At 47.8% G+C, this 21,081-nt stretch carries 20 protein-coding genes; all 20 read left to right on the plus strand.

Annotation, left to right across the window (positions count from 1 at the left end; genetic code table 11):
• The first annotated feature begins 5 nt into the window (after positions 1-5).
• Positions 6-2,159 carry a type I secretion system permease/ATPase gene (locus tag EJO50_RS06320; protein WP_125972510.1) on the plus strand — a complete coding sequence of 718 codons (2,154 nt, stop codon included), beginning with the start codon at positions 6-8 and terminating at the stop codon, positions 2,157-2,159.
• Positions 2,160-2,420: 261 nt separating this feature from the next.
• Positions 2,421-3,143: a 30S ribosomal protein S2 gene (gene rpsB, locus EJO50_RS06325; RefSeq protein ID WP_125972512.1), complete on the plus strand. Its 723-nt coding sequence runs from the start codon at positions 2,421-2,423 to the stop codon at positions 3,141-3,143.
• Between the two features lie 148 nt (positions 3,144-3,291).
• Positions 3,292-4,167 carry a translation elongation factor Ts gene (gene tsf / locus EJO50_RS06330; protein ID WP_125972514.1) on the plus strand — a complete coding sequence of 292 codons (876 nt, stop codon included), beginning with the start codon at positions 3,292-3,294 and terminating at the stop codon, positions 4,165-4,167.
• Positions 4,168-4,300: 133 nt separating this feature from the next.
• Positions 4,301-5,020: a UMP kinase gene (pyrH, locus tag EJO50_RS06335; RefSeq protein WP_125972516.1), complete on the plus strand. Its 720-nt coding sequence runs from the start codon at positions 4,301-4,303 to the stop codon at positions 5,018-5,020.
• A 104-nt stretch (positions 5,021-5,124) separates the two neighbouring features.
• A complete protein-coding gene (gene frr / locus EJO50_RS06340) occupies positions 5,125-5,682 on the plus strand; it encodes a ribosome recycling factor (RefSeq protein WP_125972518.1) in 558 nt (185 codons plus the stop codon).
• A 58-nt stretch (positions 5,683-5,740) separates the two neighbouring features.
• A complete protein-coding gene (gene uppS, locus EJO50_RS06345) occupies positions 5,741-6,493 on the plus strand; it encodes an undecaprenyl pyrophosphate synthase (RefSeq protein ID WP_206434503.1) in 753 nt (250 codons plus the stop codon).
• Positions 6,487-7,314: a phosphatidate cytidylyltransferase gene (locus EJO50_RS06350; RefSeq protein ID WP_125972522.1), complete on the plus strand. Its 828-nt coding sequence runs from the start codon at positions 6,487-6,489 to the stop codon at positions 7,312-7,314. The genes uppS and EJO50_RS06350 overlap by 7 nt, the downstream gene beginning before the upstream one ends.
• A 173-nt stretch (positions 7,315-7,487) precedes the next feature.
• The gene (gene ispC, locus EJO50_RS06355; RefSeq protein WP_125972524.1) at positions 7,488-8,702 is read left to right on the plus strand and encodes a 1-deoxy-D-xylulose-5-phosphate reductoisomerase; all 1,215 of its coding nucleotides are present in this window, start codon (positions 7,488-7,490) and stop codon (positions 8,700-8,702) included.
• Positions 8,696-10,045 (plus strand): RIP metalloprotease RseP, encoded by a 1,350-nt coding sequence (gene rseP / locus EJO50_RS06360; protein ID WP_164521445.1) that lies wholly within the window; start codon positions 8,696-8,698, stop codon positions 10,043-10,045. Before ispC ends, rseP begins: the two co-directional genes overlap by 7 nt.
• A 129-nt stretch (positions 10,046-10,174) precedes the next feature.
• A complete protein-coding gene (gene bamA / locus EJO50_RS06365) occupies positions 10,175-12,463 on the plus strand; it encodes an outer membrane protein assembly factor BamA (RefSeq protein ID WP_125972528.1) in 2,289 nt (762 codons plus the stop codon).
• Between the two features lie 19 nt (positions 12,464-12,482).
• Positions 12,483-12,977: an OmpH/Skp family outer membrane protein gene (locus tag EJO50_RS06370; protein WP_125972530.1), complete on the plus strand. Its 495-nt coding sequence runs from the start codon at positions 12,483-12,485 to the stop codon at positions 12,975-12,977.
• 4 nt (positions 12,978-12,981) lie between these two features.
• Positions 12,982-14,019 (plus strand): UDP-3-O-(3-hydroxymyristoyl)glucosamine N-acyltransferase, encoded by a 1,038-nt coding sequence (gene lpxD / locus EJO50_RS06375; RefSeq protein ID WP_125972532.1) that lies wholly within the window; start codon positions 12,982-12,984, stop codon positions 14,017-14,019.
• 63 nt (positions 14,020-14,082) lie between these two features.
• Entirely contained in the window at positions 14,083-14,535 is a 453-nt protein-coding gene (gene fabZ, locus EJO50_RS06380) for a 3-hydroxyacyl-ACP dehydratase FabZ (protein WP_206434465.1), read from the plus strand.
• A gap of 16 nt (positions 14,536-14,551) precedes the next feature.
• Positions 14,552-15,328 carry an acyl-ACP--UDP-N-acetylglucosamine O-acyltransferase gene (gene lpxA / locus EJO50_RS06385; RefSeq protein WP_125972534.1) on the plus strand — a complete coding sequence of 259 codons (777 nt, stop codon included), beginning with the start codon at positions 14,552-14,554 and terminating at the stop codon, positions 15,326-15,328.
• Between the two features lie 13 nt (positions 15,329-15,341).
• A complete protein-coding gene (gene lpxB / locus EJO50_RS06390; RefSeq protein WP_308418411.1) occupies positions 15,342-16,502 on the plus strand; it encodes a lipid-A-disaccharide synthase in 1,161 nt (386 codons plus the stop codon).
• Positions 16,503-16,504: 2 nt separating this feature from the next.
• Positions 16,505-17,080 (plus strand): ribonuclease HII, encoded by a 576-nt coding sequence (rnhB, locus tag EJO50_RS06395; RefSeq protein ID WP_125976334.1) that lies wholly within the window; start codon positions 16,505-16,507, stop codon positions 17,078-17,080.
• Between the two features lie 123 nt (positions 17,081-17,203).
• Positions 17,204-18,064 (plus strand): flagellar motor stator protein MotA, encoded by an 861-nt coding sequence (gene motA, locus EJO50_RS06400; RefSeq protein WP_125972538.1) that lies wholly within the window; start codon positions 17,204-17,206, stop codon positions 18,062-18,064.
• Between the two features lie 28 nt (positions 18,065-18,092).
• Positions 18,093-18,974, plus strand: coding sequence for a flagellar motor protein MotB (gene motB / locus EJO50_RS06405; protein WP_125972540.1), 882 nt, complete (start codon positions 18,093-18,095; stop codon positions 18,972-18,974).
• Positions 18,971-19,690, plus strand: a complete 720-nt coding sequence (locus EJO50_RS06410; protein ID WP_125972542.1) for a class I SAM-dependent methyltransferase — start codon at positions 18,971-18,973, stop codon at positions 19,688-19,690. The genes motB and EJO50_RS06410 overlap by 4 nt, the downstream gene beginning before the upstream one ends.
• Positions 19,678-21,066, plus strand: a complete 1,389-nt coding sequence (locus EJO50_RS06415; protein WP_125972544.1) for an HDOD domain-containing protein — start codon at positions 19,678-19,680, stop codon at positions 21,064-21,066. The genes EJO50_RS06410 and EJO50_RS06415 overlap by 13 nt, the downstream gene beginning before the upstream one ends.
• Positions 21,067-21,081 lie beyond the last annotated feature (15 nt).

Raw genomic sequence — 21,081 nt, forward strand, 5'->3', positions numbered from 1 at the left:
ATGCAATGAAACTTTTAAACTCAGCCGAATCTTCTGCAGATACACCTGCTTTTGATTCTGCATTGGCGTGCCTGATTATGCTGGCACGCTTTCATCAGATAGCAATTGAGCCTGAACAGGTTAAGCATCAGTTTGCAGGCGAATCAGGCCTGTTAAGTGAATCCGATGTATTGCGGGCGGCTAAACAGTCCGGATTAAAAGCCAAAGCGATTGATGCTTATTTTGATCGCCTGGATCGCACCCCTTTGCCAGCGATGGCGCAATGCCTGGATGGCAGTTGGGTGATTTTGGCTAAGGTTGATACCAATAGTGATCCTGCTGTGTTATTTCATGATCCACAAAGCGGGCGGCCTCAAGCATGCTCCAAAGAAGAATGGCAGGCTTTATGGTCTGGCCGTCTGATTCTGTTTACTTCTCGTTCCAGCCTGGCGGGTGATTTGGCTCGTTTTGATTTTTCATGGTTTATTCCTGCCGTAGTTAAGTATCGAAAATTGCTTGGTGAAGTGCTGTTGGTGTCGTTTTTTCTACAGCTCCTGGCTTTGGCTACCCCGCTATTTTTTCAAGTGGTGATGGATAAGGTACTGGTGCACCACGGTATGACTACTTTGGATGTGATCGCTATTGGTCTATTGGTGATTTCTCTGTTTGAAGTGGGGATGACCGGGCTGCGTACCTATGTATTTAGCCACACCACCAACCGGATTGATGTGGAGTTAGGCGCTAAGCTGTTTCGCCATTTGCTGGCTTTGCCTTTGGCTTATTTTCAGGCGCGGCGCATAGGGGATTCGGTGGCGCGAGTGCGTGAGCTGGAAAATATTCGTAATTTTCTGACCGGTCAGGCGCTGACTTCATTGCTGGATTTGTTTTTCTCGGTCGTATTTCTGGCTGTGATGGCTTACTACAGTTGGTGGCTGACTTTAATTGTGCTGATATCTTTGCCTTGCTACATCGGCTTGTCGGTACTGATTACCCCCATTTTAAGAGTCCGCCTGGATGAGAAATTTGCCCGTGGTGCAGAGAACCAATCTTTTCTTGTGGAAATGGTAAGCGGGATTGAAACGGTTAAATCGATGGCTGTTGAGCCACAGGTTACCCGTCGCTGGGATCAGCAGCTGGCGGCCTATGTGGCTGCAGGCTTTAAAGTGGCTAATCTTGCCAATATTGGTAGCCAGGGGGTTAATCTCATTCAAAAGATCGTTACGGTGGCCACTATGTGGATGGGGGCAAAGCTGGTAATTGAAGGGAAGTTGACGGTGGGTCAGCTCATTGCTTTCAATATGCTGGCAGGCCGGGTGGCGAGCCCGGTGATGCGTTTGGCGCAGTTATGGCAGGATTTTCAGCAGGTAGGCATTTCGATGCAGCGCCTGGGGGATATTTTAAATACCCGCAGTGAAATTAATCAGAGCCGGGCACAATTGCCTGCCATTATTGGCCAGATTGAATTTGATCAGGTGCACTTTAGATACCGTACAGATGGCCCGGAAATCCTGCGTGGCATTAATTTAAGTATTAAAGCCGGTGAAATAATCGGGATTGTCGGGCGCTCTGGCTCCGGTAAAAGCACGCTGACCAAACTTCTGCAAAGACTATATGTACCGGAGCGCGGCCGGGTGTTGATTGATGGTATTGATTTGGGCCTGGCTGATCCGGCATGGCTGCGTCGTCAGATTGGCGTGGTCTTACAAGAAAACCTGCTGTTTAACCGTAGCATTCGCGACAATATTGCCTTGGCTGATCCGGGTATGGGTATGGATAGAGTAATTAATGCCGCTAAACTGGCCGGAGCCCATGATTTTATTATCGAGCTGCCTGAAGGTTACGATACCGTGGTTGGTGAGCATGGCAGTGGTTTATCCGGTGGGCAAAAACAACGCGTTGCCATTGCCCGTGCTCTGGTTAGTGATCCACGGATTTTGATTTTTGATGAAGCCACCAGTGCGCTGGATTATGAGTCCGAGCGGATTATCCAGAATAATATGAAGGCAATCTGTCATGGGCGCACGGTTCTGATTATTGCGCATCGTTTATCATCGGTTAGAAATGCGCATCGGATTGTGGCAATGGATAGAGGTCAGATCGTGGAGGAAGGGCCGCATCATGAGCTACTGCAAAAGCCGGATGGTTATTATGCTCGTCTGCATGCGATGCAGGCAGGTTAGTGGGGATGTTTTTCAGCAGGTTTGGTGTTGTCAAGTAGGCAATGCTGCTATGCGCTGATGTTTGATGTGGCGCGGCGAGGGCATAAAGGATGACAGCCTGATTAAGCTGGACTGAATATGGCGTAAAGGGCTATAATCCTGTGCTCTGTGGGTATGGTACCTGCAGATAATTTTGGTGCTCACCCCGTTAAGGGTGCTCTTAGTCTTTGATTATGGGTGTCGTGTGAGTGCTAGATGTAACCCTTAGCTTGGAGTTTTACTATGTCCGTTAGCATGCGCGATATGCTTGAAGCCGGTGTCCACTTTGGTCACCAAACTCGTTACTGGCACCCAAAGATGGGTCAATATATTTTTGGCGCACGTAACAAGATTCATATTATCAACCTCGAAAAAACACTGCCACTGTTTGAAGATGCTGTTAAATACGCCCGCCGTATTGCTGCAAACAAAGGGACTGTTCTGTTCGTAGGTACTAAGCGCCAGGCTCGTGAAATCGTTGCTGAAGAAGCAGCGCGTTGCGGCATGCCTTTCGTTGATCACCGCTGGTTAGGCGGTATGCTGACTAACTATAAAACAGTGAAGCAGTCGATCAAACGTCTGGAAGAGTTACAAGTTATCGTTGCTAATGAAAACAGCGGCTACGGTAAGAAAGAATTGCTGGATATGAATCGTGAAGTTGAAAAACTCAATCGTAGCCTGGGCGGTATCAAGGATATGAAGGGTCTGCCTGATGTGATTTTCGTGATCGACACAGGCTACCAAAAGGGTACTTTGGTTGAAGCTAAGAAACTGGGTATCCCGGTTATCGGTGTGGTTGATACCAACAATAATCCTGAAGGTATTGATTTCGTTATTCCTGGTAACGACGATTCAAGTCGCGCAATTCGTTTGTATGCTCAAGGTATGGCTGATGCCGTGCTTGAAGGTAAAAACCAATCAGCACAAGAACTTATCGAAGCAGCTGCTGTAGCCGCTGCACAGTAATATCGTAAAGTTAATATGCGAAAAAGGGGCGTTTCGCCCCTTTTTTGTAAATAACAGATAAGTAGCTCTGCATCTGTCCGGCGCTTTGAGTTAAAAACGCCCGGATAAGCGATGCTCTACTCCTTACCCAGTTTCAGGAGAAATAATCATGGCGGAAATTACCGCGAAGATGGTTGCCCAGCTGCGCGAGCTGACTGGCCTTGGCATGATGGAATGTAAAAAAGCTTTGGTTGAAGCCGATGGCGATATCAAAAAAGCTGAAGAAGTAATGCGAATCAAGTCTGGTAACAAAGCGTCCAAATTAGCAGGTCGTACTGCTGCCGAAGGGATTATTGCTGCATTTATCTCTGATGATAAGAAAATCGGTGCGGTGCTTGAAGTGAACTGTGAAACAGACTTCTTAGCAAAAGATGAAGGCTTTATCGCATTTGCCAAGCTGGCAGCTCAAGCCGTTGCTGATGCAAACCCGGCTGATGTAGATGCGCTGGCGCAAGTTGTTGTTAATGGCAAAACAGTTGAAGAAATCCGTAAAGATGCAGTAGCTAAGCTAGGCGAAAACGTCACGCTGCGCCGCTTTGCACGCTTTGAAACAGCGGGTCAGGTTGCAGCTTACCTGCACGGCAACAAGCTGGGCGTTCTGCTGGATATCGCAGGTGGTGATGAGCAATTGGCTAAGCAAATTGCGATGCACATTGCGGCGACCAAGCCTAAGTCTCTTGATGCAAGCGGCGTACCTGCTGAGCTGATTGAAACCGAGCGCCGTGTTGCTACCGAGCGCGCCAAGGAGGCGGGCAAGCCAGAAGCAATGCTGGAGAAGATCGTCGAAGGTACAGTACAAAAGTACCTGAAAGATGTTGTGTTGCTGAGCCAGTCATTTGTGATGGATGACAAGGTAACGATCGAGCAACTACTGAAAGCCAACTCTGCAACAGTAAACGCATTTAATCTGTTTGTTGTAGGCGAAGGCATTGAAAAAGCAGTGGTTGATTACGCTGCTGAAGTGGCTGCTGCTGCAAAGATTTAATGATTTGTATTAAACTTATTCGGCCCGGAAGTTGTTTTCGGGCTAAATAGGCTGCAAGAAATTTGCTTTATGCGCCGCACGGTAACGTGCGGCGTTTCCACAATTCGCCCCTCCATGGATAAGGAAACTTCAAATGAGCCAAGCACCCAAATATAAACGCATTTTGCTGAAACTCTCCGGCGAAGCCCTTATGGGTGAGGATAGCTATGGTATCAATCGTGTCACCATTGATCGTATTGTTGGTGAAATCAAAGCTGTACTAGATTTGGGTGTGCAAGTTGGTGTGGTGATCGGTGGTGGTAATATTTTTCGCGGCGTGGCACCTGCAGCAGCAGGAATGGATCGCGCAACAGCAGATTATATGGGCATGCTGGCAACAGTCATGAATGCACTGGCTTTGCAAGATGCAATGAAGCGGGCAGGGATTGTGAGCCGTGTTCAATCTGCATTAACCATTCAGCAAGTAGCCGAGCCTTATGTGCGGGGCAAAGCGATTCGTTACCTTGAAGAAAATAAAGTTGTGATTTTTGGCGCAGGAACAGGCAATCCTTTCTTTACCACAGATACTGCTGCAGCTTTACGCGGCATGGAAATGGGCGCTGATATTGTACTGAAAGCCACCAAGGTTGATGGTGTTTACACCGACGATCCAAAGAAAAATCCAGATGCTGTACGTTATCAAACCCTGACTTTTGATGAGGCTATTGGCCGCAATCTGAAAGTGATGGATGCCACTGCGTTCGCGCTCTGCCGTGATCAGAATATGAATTTAAGTGTCTTTAGTATTTTCAAGGCAGGCGCACTAAAGCGCGTAGTTCTTGGGGAAGATGAAGGGACACTGGTACACTGTTAAACTTTCTGAAGAGGCACGCATCATGATTATGTCGTGCACTGTTAGTGAGCCATAGTACAAATGAACGATTACTCAATAGAAACGAGTAAATAAGGAAATGCATTATGATTGCAGAAATTAAAAGCAATACCGATACAAAAATGCAAAAATCAGTTGAAGCTTTGCGTGTTAATTTGGCAAAGGTTCGTACTGGTCGCGCGCACGTTGGTTTGTTGGATCACATCAATGTGGACTATTACGGTGCACCTACCGCAATTAATCAGGTTGCTAATGTGACTTTGATTGATTCACGCACAATTGGTGTTCAGGCTTGGGAAAAAACAATGATTTCCAAGATTGAAAAAGCAATTCGTGATGGTGATTTAGGTTTGAATCCATCAACAAATGGTGATGTGATTCGTGTGCCGATGCCGGCATTAACTGAAGAGCGCCGTAAAGATTTAACAAAAGTTGTTCGTAATGAAGCAGATGATGCTAAGGTCGCCGTGCGTAATATTCGCCGCGATGCAAATGAGCAATTAAAGCGCTTGGTAAAAGATAAAGATATTTCTGAAGATGATGAGCGCCGTGCAGCTGAGGATGTTCAGAAATTAACAGATAAATATGTAATTGAAATTGATAAGTTGTTGGCAGAAAAAGAAAAAGAATTGATGACAATGTAATCATTTACTGGCCGGTGCAATTGTACCGGCCAGTAAACGTAAGGGGTTTTGTGTGGCCATATTCAGTAGCTCAACTAAAGAAATACCGCAGGACATTGCAGCTGTTCCCCGTCATATTGCCGTGATTATGGATGGCAATGGCCGTTGGGCAAAAAAACGCATGATGCCACGTATATTTGGTCATAAGCGTGGTGTGGAGGCTTTGCGTGATACGGTGAGAGCTTGTGATGCGCTTGGTGTTGAATATCTGACTGTATTTGCATTTAGTAATGAAAACTGGCGTCGCCCCCAAGATGAAGTCTCTTTTTTAATGGGGCTCTTTCTTAAAGTGCTAAGCGGTGAAGTGCATCGCATGCACGAAAAAAATATTCGTTTAAAAATTGTGGGTAATCGTGAGCATTTTGGCCCCGAATTAGTCACACTCATTGACGCCGCCGAAGAAAAAACAGCCAAAAACACGGGTTTAACCCTGTCTATTGCTGCAGATTACGGCGGGCGCTGGGATGTTATTCATGCTACGCGCACCATGCTGGCAGAGCACCCAGAGTTAAGCACCTGCTTTACCGAAGATGATTTATCCCCTTATCTGGCCATGGCTTATGCGCCGGAGCCTGATTTATTTATCAGAACGGGAGGGGAGCAGCGTATCAGCAACTTTTTGCTATGGCAGCTTGCTTATACCGAGCTCTATTTTAGCGACAGGCTCTGGCCTGATTTTGATCGTCAGGCACTGGAAGAAGCGGTTGACTGGTATCAGGGGCGTGAACGACGCTTTGGCCGAATTAGCGAGCAGCTTCAGTCACCATGCTAAAAATGCGTATTATCACCGCCCTTTTGCTGCTACCTGTTGTGCTAGCAGCTATTTTTTATCTGCCTCAAATGGGTTCATCTGGTGCCCTGGCATGGATCGCTTTTTGCGGGCTGATTATGGTGGCGGCCTCATGGGAATGGCAACGTTTATCAGGAATGCAAGGGGTCATTGCTAAAATCTACCCGCTTTTAACCGCAGTGGTTTTTACTTTGCTAAGCCAGCTGATTTACGCCCCTTCGGCGTTATTGGGGTTGATGCTGGGAGCAAGTGTATTCTGGTTGATTGTTACGCCATGCTGGCTATCTAAAAAATGGAAGCTGGCTAATGCGGCAAACCTGAATGTTTTGCTAGGCTGGGCCCTATTACTACCTGCAGGCCTTGCTTTGGTTGTACTGCGTACGGCTGGTCCCTGGGCTTTACTGGCGGTGCTGGCCATTGCCTGGGTTGCCGATTCTGCGGCATATTTTTTTGGTAAAGCTTTTGGTAAACACAAGCTTGCGCCCTTAATTAGCCCCGGTAAAAGCTGGGAAGGTGCTGCAGGCGGATTGCTTGGCGTATTGGTTTATGCCTTTTTTCTTCCTAAAAATTTGTTTTTTCATGGCGAATTATTATCACTTGGCGTATGGCTTGCCATTGCTGCAGTATTAACAGCGGTGAGTGTTATGGGAGACTTGCTGGAATCCCTGTTTAAGCGTCAGATAGGAATGAAAGACAGTAGTCGTCTATTGCCCGGGCATGGTGGCGTGCTCGACAGAGTTGATAGCTTATTAGCCATTTTGCCTGTGGCCGCTGCAATCTACCTCAGCTCCTTGTTATTCTAAATTCAAACTGCGTAAATCATGCGCGCGTTACCAAACCTTATTGCTGCCCATTAAAACCATGGTAATCAAACCAGAGTGTTAACTATTAAAAAGATTATTGGTTTGATTGCTGTTTTTAATCAGCGGTGCATGGGTTTTAAAGCGCCGTAAATAAAGCGCAAGGTCATATCATCATGTCCTCTATGCAAAAAATCACCATCTTGGGTTCAACTGGCAGCATTGGCGTAAATACGCTGGATGTGATTGCACGGCACCCTGATCGTTATCAAGTCTTTGCGCTAACCGGAGCAAGTCAATTAGATAAGCTTGCACGGCAGTGTATGCAGTTTAGGCCGCGCTTTGCCGTTGTTTTGGATGCGGTTTCTGCCCGGACATTATCTGGCCTTTTGAAAGAGCTTGGCTCGGACACCGAGGTGTTATACGGCGTGGCTGCATTAAGTGAAGTTTCTACTGCAGCTGAAGTGGATGCCGTTATGGCTGCCATTGTAGGTGCTGCAGGAATGCAGCCTACTCTGGATGCTGCGCGTGCAGGCAAGCGGGTTTTACTGGCTAATAAAGAAACGCTTGTACTGGCTGGCTCCTTATTTATGGATGCGGTACGTGAATCCGGAGCTGTGTTACTGCCGATTGATAGCGAACACAATGCCATTTTTCAGGTTTTGCCGCGCAGCTATCGCGAAAACCCCTGCGTAATCCCTTTGCAGGATGCAGGTGTTAAGCGCATTTTATTAACCGCCTCGGGCGGCCCGTTTCGCACCATGGCGCAGGAAAAGTTGCATCATGTTTCGCCGGAGCAGGCCTGTAAGCATCCCAATTGGTCTATGGGCCGGAAGATCTCTGTAGATTCGGCATCGCTGATGAACAAAGGTCTGGAAGTTATCGAGGCGCGCTGGTTATTTGATGCGCCGGAGAAAAATGATATTGCCGTGGTCGTGCATCCCCAGAGCGTTGTGCATTCCATGGTTGAGTATATGGATGGCTCCGTGCTCGCTCAGCTGGGTAACCCGGATATGCGTACACCGATTGCCTATGGGATGGCTTATCCGGAACGAATTGATGCCGGTGTAAAATCACTTGATTTCTTTAGTGTAGGGCGTCTGGATTTTGAATCGCCTGATTTGCAGCGTTTTCCTTGTCTGCAGCTGGCTTTTGATGCGCTCGCAATGGCTGGCGCGGCTCCGGCTATTTTGAATGCTGCCAATGAAATTGCTGTTGAGGGCTTTTTAAATGGAATGCTACGTTTTACCGATATCCCTCGCTTAATAGACGCCGTGCTGGGTGAGTGCACTCATCGGGCATCTGCAGAGTCTCTGGAGGCCTTGCTAGGTGCCGATCAAATGGCGCGTGCTGCTGCACGCCAATGGTTGCAGAGTCATGCTTTATGCTGACGTCCCTGCTGGCATTTATTGTTGCAATCGGCGTGCTGGTATCGATTCATGAATACGGGCATTACAAGGTGGCAAAAGGCTGCGGCGTCAAAGTGCTGGTTTTTTCTATCGGTTTTGGTAAACCGCTCTGGCAGTGGCAGCGTGGTGAAACCCTTTGGCAAATTGGCGCGATTCCATTGGGTGGCTATGTCAGTATGCTTGACGAGCGGGCGGGTGAGCCGATTGAGGCTGCCGATTTGCCTCGTGCCTTTAATCGTCGCCCCCCTCTGGCCAAAATGGCCATTGTGATTGCAGGGCCGCTGGCCAATTTTTTGCTTGCAATCTTGTTGTACTGGGGATTGTCTTTGTCCGGGGTTGAGGCATTGCGCCCCGTTATCTCCTTTGTCAGCTCAGGGTCTGTGGCAGAAAAATCGGGAATCCGGCAGGGGGATGAGGTTATTTCCGTAGGCGGAGTGCCGATTTCTGGCTGGGATGAACTGCAATTGAGCCTGCTGGAGAAAAGCGGCGGTGCGGTAACAGTACCCTTGCAGCTTCGATCAAATACTGGTTCGGATCGCTCGATTTCCCTTGATCTTACTCACCTTAAGCGTGATGAAATTGATCAGCAGCTGCTATCCCGTCTTGGTATGTCGCCTGTTCCCCTGAGTTTGCGAATTGCTCAGATTACCCCTGGCAGTGCCGCTGCCCGTGCAGGTGTTCGGGCGGGGGATCAGCTTATGATGATCAACGGCGAGCGTTTGCATGGCTGGCAGGATGTGCAAAGCCATATTGCTTCTTCAGCGTCCCAGCCGCTTCTTTTAAGTTTGCAGCGCCAGGGGCAAGTCATTGAACACACAGTCATTCCTGATGCTGTTGTAGAAAATGGTCTGAAGATAGGGAAACTGGGTTTTGCACCGGAAGTCGATATGCATGCCTGGCAGCAGCAACGATTTATGCAGGATTTTGGCCCGCTGGAAGGGCTGCAATATGCGCTCGAAAAAACCTGGCAGGGCAGTCGTCTGACTTTAGTGATGTTCTGGAAAATGCTGACGGGTGTGGTTTCTATCAAGCAGGTAAGTGGCCCGATTACGATTGCAACCTTTGCAGGGGAAAGTGCACGACTGGGTTTGAGCACTTTCCTTGAATATCTTTGTGTCATCAGTATCAGTTTGGGGGTATTAAACCTGCTGCCCCTGCCGGTGCTTGATGGCGGGCATTTGATGTATCATACGGTAGAATTTTTAACTGGGCGGCGTTTGCCTCCCGGTGCTGAAGCGTTTGGTCAGCAGATTGGCATTATCTTGTTGTTAGGCTTGATGTCTCTGGCTCTTTATAACGACATCCATCGACTTTTTCTTGGTTAGACAATATTTGCTGGTTCAACCGGATATTTCAAGGCCAGAGTTTTCAGCAGTAATTAAGGGTTTCGGCCGTTTTTTAACGCAGTGTGGGCAGCTTACCGCCTGCTAACTCATTAGTGACTCTTTATAACAATGAAATTAAAATCGATAAACCTGTTGCTAGCCGCTGCCCTTAGTGGCATTGCTTTTCCTACCTGGGCGGTTGAGCCATTTGTGATCCGCGATATTCGTGTTGAGGGGCTGCAACGGACCGATGCCGGAACAATCTTTAATTATTTACCGGTTAAGGTAGGGGATCGCTTTGATGATGATCGAGCACAAGAGGCAATTAAAGCTTTATTTGCCACCGGTTTTTTTAATGACGTGCGTGTTGAATCAAACGGTCAGGTGCTGATTGTTACGGTTGACGAGCGGCCTACCATTGCACAAATTAATGTCAATGGCTCCAAAATGCTGGACAAAGATCAGATTAAAAGTGCCCTCAAAAGCCAGAGTTTTGCGGAAGGGCGCATCTTTGATCAGAGTGTGCTGGATGCCGCAGTCCAGGAAATTAAACAGCAATATTATTCACGCGGCCGTTATTCCGTAGTTGTTAAGACAGAAGTGACCAAATTAGAGCGTAATCGCGTTGGCGTTCAGCTGGATATTTCCGAGGGTGAGGTGGCACGTATCCAGCAAATTAATATTGTTGGAAACAAAGCTTTTTCCGAGGATGATTTGCTCGATATGCTGAGCCAGACAACCGGCGGCTGGCTAACCTGGTATACCAAAGCGGATCAGTATTCGAAACAAAAGTTGTCTGCTGATCTGGAAAAATTACGTTCCTGGTATATGGATCGGGGCTATATAGAATTTAATGTTGAATCCACTCAGGTTGCTATTTCCGAAGATCGTGAGGGCATTTTTCTTACTTTAAACCTTACTGAGGGTAAGCAGTTTGAAGTGAGTGATGTTAAATTGCTGGGCGACACTGTGATTGACCCTGTTATTTTAAAGAAACTGATTACTTTAAATACAGGTGAAGTGTTTTCGCGTGAAAGTTTGAACCGATCAATTGCCGCTATTACAGACACTTTAGGTGAGCAGGGTTATGCCTTTGCTAATGTGAATGCCGTGCCTGAAATAGATCAGAAGAATAATAAAGTTGCATTTACTCTCTATATTGATCCGGGTAAAAAAACTTATATAAGACGAATTAATGTGAACGGCAACTCTCAGACCCGTGATGTGGTTGTTCGCCGTGAATTACGCCAGTTAGAATCAGCAGCTTATGATGGCGCAAAAATTAAACGCTCCAAACAGCGCTTGGAACAGCTTGATTATTTCGCTGAAATTGCTGTTGATACCCCGCTGGTGCCTGATACAGCCGATCAGGTGGATATGAATATCACCGTGACGGAAAAGAAATCAGGCAACTTTAATATTGGTGCCGGTTATGGGCAAAGTGAAGGCGTTGTTTTGGTTTTATCGCTTTCCCAGAGCAATTTTCTGGGTAGTGGTAAACAATTTGCAATTGATGTGAATTCCAGCTCATCTAATAAAGTCTATTCACTGGGAGTGACCAACCCTTATGCAACACCTGATGGTGTTTCTGTGGGTTGGAATGTGTATCGCCGTGATACAGATCCTTCACGTGTGGATCTGGGTCAGTACACTACATCGTCTTACGGTTTTGGCTCGAATTTCAGCCTGCCGTTAACAGAAAGTAACCGGATCGGTTTTGGCCTGGGCTATGAAAGCCTTGCAATTCAGGCTGATGCTTCTGCCCCGCAGCATGTACTGGATTTTGTGAATAATCAGGGTGCCAGAAATAAAACATTCCCGGTTTCTGTAAATTGGGGACGCGATACCCGAAACAGTGCTTCTTATCCGACATCAGGCTGGTTGCTGAGCCTCAATGGCGAGATTACCGCACCATTTTCCGATATTGATTATTACAAGATATCCTCCCGGAGCCAGTACTTTGTCCCGATTGGTAAAGAGATGAGTCTGATGTGGAACGTGGAAGGGGGATATGGCCACTCTTATGGCAATAATATTTATCCCTTCTATAAAAATTTCTACGCTGGTGGAGTGGGCTCCATCCGGGGCTTCAGGTCTGGGTCGGTTGGCCCGATCGACAGCCATGGCGACGGCATGGGGGGGGATAAGCGAATCGTGAATAACTTCGAGTTTTTCTTCCCGATTCCAGGCCTGAAGGATGACCGCTCCACTCGTCTGAGTGTATTTGCTGATTCTGGTGCGGTATGGGGGCCTGGTTCGAGGCCGGATCTTAGCGATCTTCGCTACTCCGCAGGGGTTGCGTTTACTTGGGTTTCTCCGGTAGGCCCTATTAAATTAAGCTGGGCAGCGCCGTTTAATGCTCAGCCGACAGATCGTGTTGAACGCGGACTTCAATTCCAATTGGGTCAAGTATTCTGATTTTAAGGAGCCACTCTCTATGTTGAAATGGCCAAGTGCTGTATTGCTGGCAATGGGTTTTGTATTTGTTTCCAATGTATTTGCTGCAGATATGCGAATCGGTTTTGTAGATACTGAACGAATTTTACGGGAAGCATCTCCTGCGGTGAGGGCGGCTAAAAAGATAGAGCGTGAGTTTGATAGCCGGAAAGCCGATTTGCAAAAGATTTCGGCTCAGGGGAAAGCGCTGCAACAGCTCCTGGATAAAGGGGCCCTTGCAGAAGCGGATCGCAGAGTTAAAGAGCGTGAGCTTATCAAGTTAAATCAGGATTTTCAGCGTATGCAGCGTGAGTTCAATGAAGATATGAATGTACGCCGTAACGAGGAATTATCCGGTTTACAAGAGCGGGTCAATACGGCTATTGCGCAAATTGCGACGAGTGAAAAGTACGATTTAATTTTGCAAGAAGTAGCATGGCGTAGCCCTCGTATTGATATTACGGACAAAGTATTAAAGCTTTTAGTGGATAAATAATCGCATGTTGCTCTCCTTTACGTTATCAAGGCTTGTTGAATTACTCGGTGGTGAGCGTCATGGTGATGATGTGCTGGTTACCGGAGTTTCTTCTTTAGAAAAAGCAGGGGCAGGGGAGATTGCTTTTTTAGCCAATCCCCGCTTGCGGGCACAATTAAAAACCAGTGCAGCGGTTGCTTTTATCGTGCGCCCGACAGAAAGTGCCAGCCTGAGCTGTCCGCATATTGTGACACGGGACCCTCAGCTTTATTTTGCTCAGGTTGCTCAGCTACTGCACCCCCGTCCTGCCGCTCTAGCTGGGATTCATTCCCGTGCTGTGGTTGATTCGCAGGCAAAGGTGGCTGCGAGCGCACAGATTGGCCCGGGAGTGGTGATTGAAGCGGGAGCCATAGTCGGGGAGCGTACAATTATCAAGGCGAATGCCTATATCGGTGAGCAAGTCGAGATCGGAAATGATTGTTTGATTCATCCTAATGCCAGTGTACATCCGGGAGCTCTTATTGGGGATCGGGTGATTTTGCACAGTAATTCGGTTATTGCAGGAGACGGTTTTGGCAATGCTTGGGCAGCAGATCACTGGGAGAAAATCCCCCAGCTTGGCCGGGTACTGATTGGCAATGACGTTGAAATTGGTTCTTGCACCACGGTAGACCGGGGTGCATTAAACGACACCATTATTGGTAACGGTGCAAGAATTGATAACCTGATTCAGGTGGCCCATAACGTGGAAATCGGTGAGCACACGGCCATGGCTGCCTGTGTAGGCATTGCCGGTTCAACAAAAATCGGTGCACGTTGTCAGATTGGTGGGGCAGTAATGATTTCCGGACATCTGGAAATCTGTGACGGCGTAACGGTTATGGGGGGGACGCTGGTGGCTAAAACAATTCGTGAAGCCGGTGTGTATTCAGGCTCGTACCCCATGCAAACCTATGATGACTGGCGGCATAATGCCGCGCACCTGCGTCATTTGGATGAATTAGCCAGGCGCATCAAGCAGCTTGAAAAAGAAATCGCTGTACTCAAGTTGCCTGTTGAATAGAGGCTTTAAGCCACTTTAAGTAAGAGATCACGGCAGTAAAATGCCGGCTGGAGAGAAAGAGTAATGAGTCAGACTATGGATGTTCTAGAAATTACAAAATGCTTGCCGCACCGTTATCCTTTTTTACTGATTGATCGTGTATTGGAAATGGAGCTGGGTGTTTCGATTAAAGCCATAAAAAATGTCACGGTTAATGAGCCATTTTTTCAAGGCCATTTCCCGTCTTATCCGGTGATGCCCGGTGTGTTGATTCTGGAAGCGATGGCCCAGGCCGCAGGTGTATTGTCGTATAAGAGCCTTGAAGTTGCGCCCTCGGAAGATTCTTTATATTTCTTTGCCGGCATTGATAATGCACGATTTAAACGCCAGGTTGTGCCTGGTGATCAGCTGATTTTATGTGTACAGATTACGGCCAATAAACGTGGTATCTGGAAATACAAAGCACAGGCTTTTGTTGGTACGGAATTAGCTGCCGAAGCCGATTTGATATGCGCGCAACGCGAAGTTCAACGCTAATTAGCCAGAGTACAATATGTCAAAAATTCACGCTTCAGCCATTATTCATGACGGAGCCGAACTGGCTGCTGACGTAGAGATTGGTCCATTTTGCGTTATTGGTCAGCATGTCAGTATTGGCCCGGGTACGCGGCTGGAAGCTCATGTTGTCATTGATGGGCACACGCAGATTGGCAAAAATAACCGTATTTATTCTTTTTCCAGTATCGGTTGTGCACCGCAGGATAAAAAATATGCGGGGGAGCCAACGCGCCTCATCATTGGTGATGGTAATACTATTTTTCAGAATGTAACCATTTCCACAGGGACTGCACAGGACGATGGCGTAACGTTGATCGGTGATGATAACTGGATTATGGCTTACGTGCATATTGCGCATGATTGTAAGATCGGCAGCCATACTATTTTTGCCAATAACACCACACTTGCAGGCCATGTACATATTGGTGATTGGGTTATTCTGGGCGGGTTTACCACGGTACATCAATTCTGCAAAATTGCACCTCATGCAATGACTGCTTTTACTGCAGCAGTTGCTCAGGATGTGCCGCCTTTTGTGATGGCTGCAGGTAATCGTGCAGTGCCTAATGGCATTAATAGTGAGGGCTTAAAACGCCGGGGTTTTAACAGCGAGCAGATCACTCATATTAAGCGTGCCTATAAAACACTTTATCGTCAGGGCTTGCCTTTTGCCGAGGCAAAATCGGCAATTGAAGCGCAGTCTCTTACTCAGCCGGAGCTGCGGGCTTTCCTCGATTTTTTTGCACAATCTACGCGTGGGATTATCCGTTAGTATGCAGCGCATATTGAATACTCAAGCTCGCCTGCGTATTGCTGTTGTGGCCGGTGAATCTTCGGGCGATTTATTAGGAAGCCAGCTTATTCTGGCACTAAAAAAACGTCTGCCACATGCTGAATTTTTTGGCATTGCCGGCCCTAAAATGCAAGCAGCAGGCTGCGCTTCTGTTGTGCCTATGGAAAAACTGGCTGTGCGCGGCTATATGGAAGTGATTCGTCATCTGCCCGAATTACTGCGCATCCGTCGTCAATTAAAACAGCAATTGCTGGCAGATAAACCTGATTTATTTATCGGGATTGATGCACCTGATTTTAATTTTGGATTAGAGAAGTCACTCAAACAGGCTGGTATACCAACAATCCATTATGTTGGCCCGTCCGTGTGGGCGTGGCGTTCGGAGCGGCTAAAGAAAATCGGGCAGTGTGTTTCACATATGCTGCTGCTTTTTCCTTTTGAAGAAAAGATTTACCAGGATGCGCGCATCCCTGCCAGCTATGTAGGTCATCCTTTGGCTGAGATTTTCCCTGAGGTTCCCGATCAACTGGCGGTGCGTGAGGTTTTAGATATTCCCCCGCAAAAAGCCGTATTTGCCTTACTGCCCGGCAGCCGCCAAAGTGAAGTTAGCATGCTGGCTGCTCTGTTTGTTGAAACGGCAAAAAAGCTGCTTGATCGTTATCCTAACGCCCTGTTTCTGGTGCCCTTTGTCACGCGTGAAACCCGGCTTTTATTCGAACAGGAAATCTGGAAACAAGGCGCGCAAGCGTTGCCGTTTCGCCTAATGTTTGGTCATGCTCATGAAGCGATGCAAGCTGCTGATGTTATTTTGCTGGCCTCTGGAACGGCTACTCTGGAGGCGATGATGTCACGGCGGCCCATGGTGGTAACTTATCGTTTGTCTTCGCTGACTTACCGCATAGTCAAAAGAAAACTTCGGCTACCTTATGTTAGCCTGCCTAATGTGCTGGCTGAAAGATTTATTGTGCCTGAGCTTTTGCAAGATGATGCAACCTCAGATAACTTACTTCAGGTCATCAGTAATTTGTATGATGATAAGCGCCTTGCAACGGCGCTCAGTCGGCGCTTTGCTGATTTGCATCTTGGTTTACGCTGCGAAGCGGCAGAGCGTGCGGCAGATGCGGTGTGCTCAGTGTTGGGTGCCAGAGCGTGAGCCTGATCTGTGGCGTTGACGAGGCGGGTAGGGGGCCTTTGGCCGGTGCGGTGTATGCTGCCGCAGTTATTTTACCCGCGCACTACGATTTGCCCGGTCTGAATGATTCAAAAAAATTAACTGCTCGCCGCCGTGATGTTTTATTTGATTTAATTAAATCCTGTGCTGTTTCCTGGTCGGTTGCCTTTGCGTCTATCGAGGAAATTGACGAGCTTAATATACTGCATGCCACGATGCTGGCTATGCAGCGTGCTGTTTCAGGCCTCTCTGTTGTGCCTGCCGAAGCCTTAATTGATGGTAATCGTGTCCCCAAGGGGCTACTTGTTCCAGGTCGTGCCATTATTGGAGGAGATGCGCTGGAAAACTGCATTTCAGCCGCCTCTATTTTGGCAAAAGTGAGCCGGGATAGAGAGGTGGATGGCTTTGATGTCCTTTATCCAGGCTACGGTTTCACTCAGCATAAAGGCTATCCGACGGCACAGCATCTTGAAGCACTTAAGCGCCTTGGTCCCTGTCCTGTACATAGGAAAAGTTTTGGTCCTGTAATGAGGGCTGGCGCACAGGCACCCCTCTGGTAACGCAGCTCGCCAGGTTATTCATTTCTTTTTAATTCTCCCGAATTGGTTGTCGTGCTGTATTCAATCTTCTAATATGCAAGTTAAGTAAGTTATTTTATTAGATCATTACAGGGAAGCTGACGCATGTTCGTCATTATTGGCTACGTTTTTATGTGCGTTTGTATTTTGGGCGCTTATGTTGTGCACGGCGGACATTTAGCCGTATTTTGGCAACCCTCTGAAATTGTTATTATTTTTGGGGGAGCAATTGGCGGGATGATTGCCGCTCAGGGTGCCAAGGGGATGAAGCAAACGGTTGCTGCGCTGCCTCTGTTATTTAAAAATACGCCATATACCAAGCCTTTTTTTATGGACTTATTTGCCATGATGTTCGAGATTCTTTCCAAGGTGCGAAAAGAAGGCTTGATGTCGATTGAAACAGATATTGAAGATCCTCACTCCAGCCCGATTATTTCCAAATATCCTTCCATTGAAAAAGATCATCACCTCACTGAATTTCTCTGCGATTACCTGCGTTTAATGGTGGGGGGAAATTTGAATTCGATGGAAATTGAAAATCTGATGGATGTGGAATTAGAAGCTCACCATGCCGATGCGCATGTCGCGGTGGATGCAATCACCAAGCTGGCTGACGGTTTGCCCGCTTTTGGTATTGTGGCTGCGGTTATGGGCGTTGTGCACGTAATGGGATCGCTGCACTTGCCGCCGCCTGCTTTGGGTGAGCTGATTGGTGCCGCGCTGGTCGGTACATTTATGGGGATTTGGCTGGCTTACGGCTTTGTAGGGCCCTTGGCAACCGTGCTGGAAAAACAAGGTGCAGCAACAAGTATTGCATTTCAGGCGGTAAAGGTGACTTTACTGGCCAGCCTGAATGGCTATGCGCCGCAAGTTGCCGTTGAGTTTGGCCGCAAAGCCCTTAGCGGTAGTGATCGTCCAAGCTTTAAAGAGTTAGAAGAGCATGTAAAGAGTGCCAAGGGTAAGTAAAACCACATAGTTTCTAAGGTAGCGCAAAATGAGCGACGATTCACAACGCCCCATCGTGGTCAAACGAATTAAAAAAGGCGGCCATGGTCATCATGGCGGGGCCTGGAAAATTGCCTATGCCGATTTTGTAACAGCGATGATGGCTTTCTTTTTACTAATGTGGCTGCTGGGCTCTGTATCCAAAGGGACGATGAAAGGGATTACCAGCTATTTTGCTAATCCGCTAAAAGTATCTATGTCTGGAGGGGATGGGGCTGGTGATGCAACCTCTTTGATTAAAGGCGGTGGAAATGATTTAACTAAGCAGACTGGGCAGGTTAAAAATGGTGATGTAGTTGCTGCAAAAGATAAAAAACGTTTATCCGAGCTTAAACAGAAGTTTGAAGCTTTGATGGCTAATAAAATTAAAGAAAATTCCAAGCTGGCTCAGTTTAAAAACCAATTGAAACTTGATATGGTGGCAGAGGGTTTAAGAATTCAGATCGTGGATGAACAAAATCGGCCCATGTTTAAATCAGGCAGTTCAGATCTCGAATCCTTTAGTCGTGATATGCTGCGTGAAATCGCTGAATTTCTTAATGAAGTACCTAATGCAGTTTCCTTGTCCGGGCATACTGATTCATCCCGTTTTGCAGGGGGGGATGAGGGGTACAGTAATTGGGAATTGTCAGCCGATCGGGCTAATGCCTCACGTCGAGAATTAATTGCAGGTGGCTTGTCCGATAAAAAAATATTGCGTGTGAATGGTTTTGGTGATGTAGTTCCCCTTGATACGGCTAACATTTATAATCCGGTTAATCGGCGTATTAGTATTGTGGTATTAAATCATGATGCTGAAGATAATATTCGCCAGCAGGCGGGGAAAAGCCAGGAAGAGGCCTCTGCTGTTGCAGAAAAGACGGGTAAATGACACAGGCCCTGCGCTTTGTCTTGATTCAATTAAGCGCTATAGTACTGAGCGCAACGATAGTTGGCCTTGTTCGATGGCCAGCAATCATCTGGGCAGTTTTGGTCGCAGGCATGTCGTTTATGGCATCTTTGCGCTGGCACGATGGAAAATGGTGGCGCTATATTCATCTTGTTTTCCCGTTTGTTGTATTGCTGGCACTGTTTCTTCCGGTTGATCCACTTTGGTACCTGGCCGCTTTGGTTTTGAGCTGGATGCTGTTTGGCGGCGTATTGCGCAATAGAGTGCCGCTCTATCTAAGTAATACCCAGGCTTTGGAGCGGCTGGCAGAGCAGGTACCACAGGGTGCGCGGCTACTGGATTTAGGAGCTGGCACGGGGACTGTACTGGCATGGTTTGTCTATCACCGCCCCGATGTACAGGCAGATGGTATTGAATTTTCCTGGCTTCCCTGGTTGTTTGGTCGCTTGCGTTTAGCCCGAAGCAGTGCGGGCTGGTTGCACGGTGATGCATTTGCCGCCGACTTAGCTGCTTATGATGTAGTTTATGCCTATTTGTCACCTGAACCGATGAGCTTGCTCTGGGAGAAAGCGCAAAAAGAAATGCGGCCCGGTAGCTTATTAATTAGCAATAGCTTTGATATTCCCAATGCGCCCCCCGCCCGCGTATGTGATATTGGAGATTGGAAAGGCAGCAGACTTTTGGTATGGAAAATCTAGCTCCCCCACCCGCTACAAGTAATGTCGCCTGGCTGGCCTACTGGGCTCGTCGCAGCCTGCCTATTTTGCAGTCCAGCCGTGAGCAGTTGCTTCTGGCACTGCGTCGCGCTGATCGCTTCAGCCCGGCTGATTTAGCCGACATTGTTTTAAGAGATCCTCTGCTTACCGCTCAGGCACTGCGCTATATTAATCAGCGGCAAAAAAATAGTCTGGCAGCCGATATCACAACCGTTAATGGGATTGTGATGCTGATGGGGGTGACTCCATTTATTGAGTATTTTATCCGGCAGCCCATTTTAGAAGACGTCCTGCAAAGCCACCCGCTTACCATTGCCCGTATACACAAATGTGTTGCCGATAGCCGTTTTTGTGCAAAGCTGGCGAGAGAGTTTGCCAGTGAGCGCTATGATGCGCATCTGGATGAGGTTTTTATCTCTGCTTTACTCAGCCGTATGCCGGAAATTCTGGAACTTCTGGCTCACGATATTGATCCTGCCGCACCTCCTGGGCGGGATGAGGCCTATGCTTTGCTGGCCGCCTGGTCGTTACCCCTGGCACTGGATGCTTTATTGTCACAGGAACCTTCCTCTCCAAGGCAGCTTTTGCAGCAGGCCACATTGCAATTGGCTCATTTGTTGGATCGTGGCTGGTGGCAGCCCGAGGTAGCTATCGGTTTGCGCACTATGGCTGAAATATTAAATACTTCGGTCGATGATATCTGGCAAAGAGTCAACCGATTAATGCTGCAATACGCGCGAAATGAGCCTCAGAAACAAGGCTGGCCAGCAGCCCGCTGGTTGCCCATGCTGCCAGGTGAATGGCCTCAGCCTGCAGTTGCACCGCAGGCGGTGGTACCTGTAGTAACTAAAGATATCCTGGCAGAAAGAATGCAAGCACTTCATCTGGCGGGGGCTCAGGGGGCGCCTGCCAATCAGATTATGACGCTGGCGGTGCGCGCTTTAGCTGAAGGGTTGGGTATGCGCCGTATTCTTTTTGCGCTGATGGTAACTGGGGAAAACGCTGTTAAAGCGCGCTTTGCCCATGGTATAGAGCCAGCCGACCCCGCACGGCAGCTGCATATCAAACTGGATGAGCCACATTTACTGACGCGGCTTATGTTAAAGCAGCAAAGTATCTGGCTAAATTCAGCTAATGCCGCAAGTCTGGAGCCTATGCTGCCAGCTGGTTTTCGTAATCAGGTCGGCCGGGGAGAGTTTTGCGCAATGTCCATCTTCGTGGGGGACAAAGCGGTAGGAATTATCTATGCAGACCGGCATGGCGGTGACAGTATCACAGATGCGCATTATCAGCATTTTAAGCAGATTGGTTTACTGACCAGTCGCGCTCTATCTCATCACCCCGCTCAGCATCGCTGATTGCTTTAGGTTATC

The organism is Iodobacter ciconiae (genome assembly GCF_003952345.1).
GTDB lineage: Bacteria > Pseudomonadota > Gammaproteobacteria > Burkholderiales > Chitinibacteraceae > Iodobacter > Iodobacter ciconiae.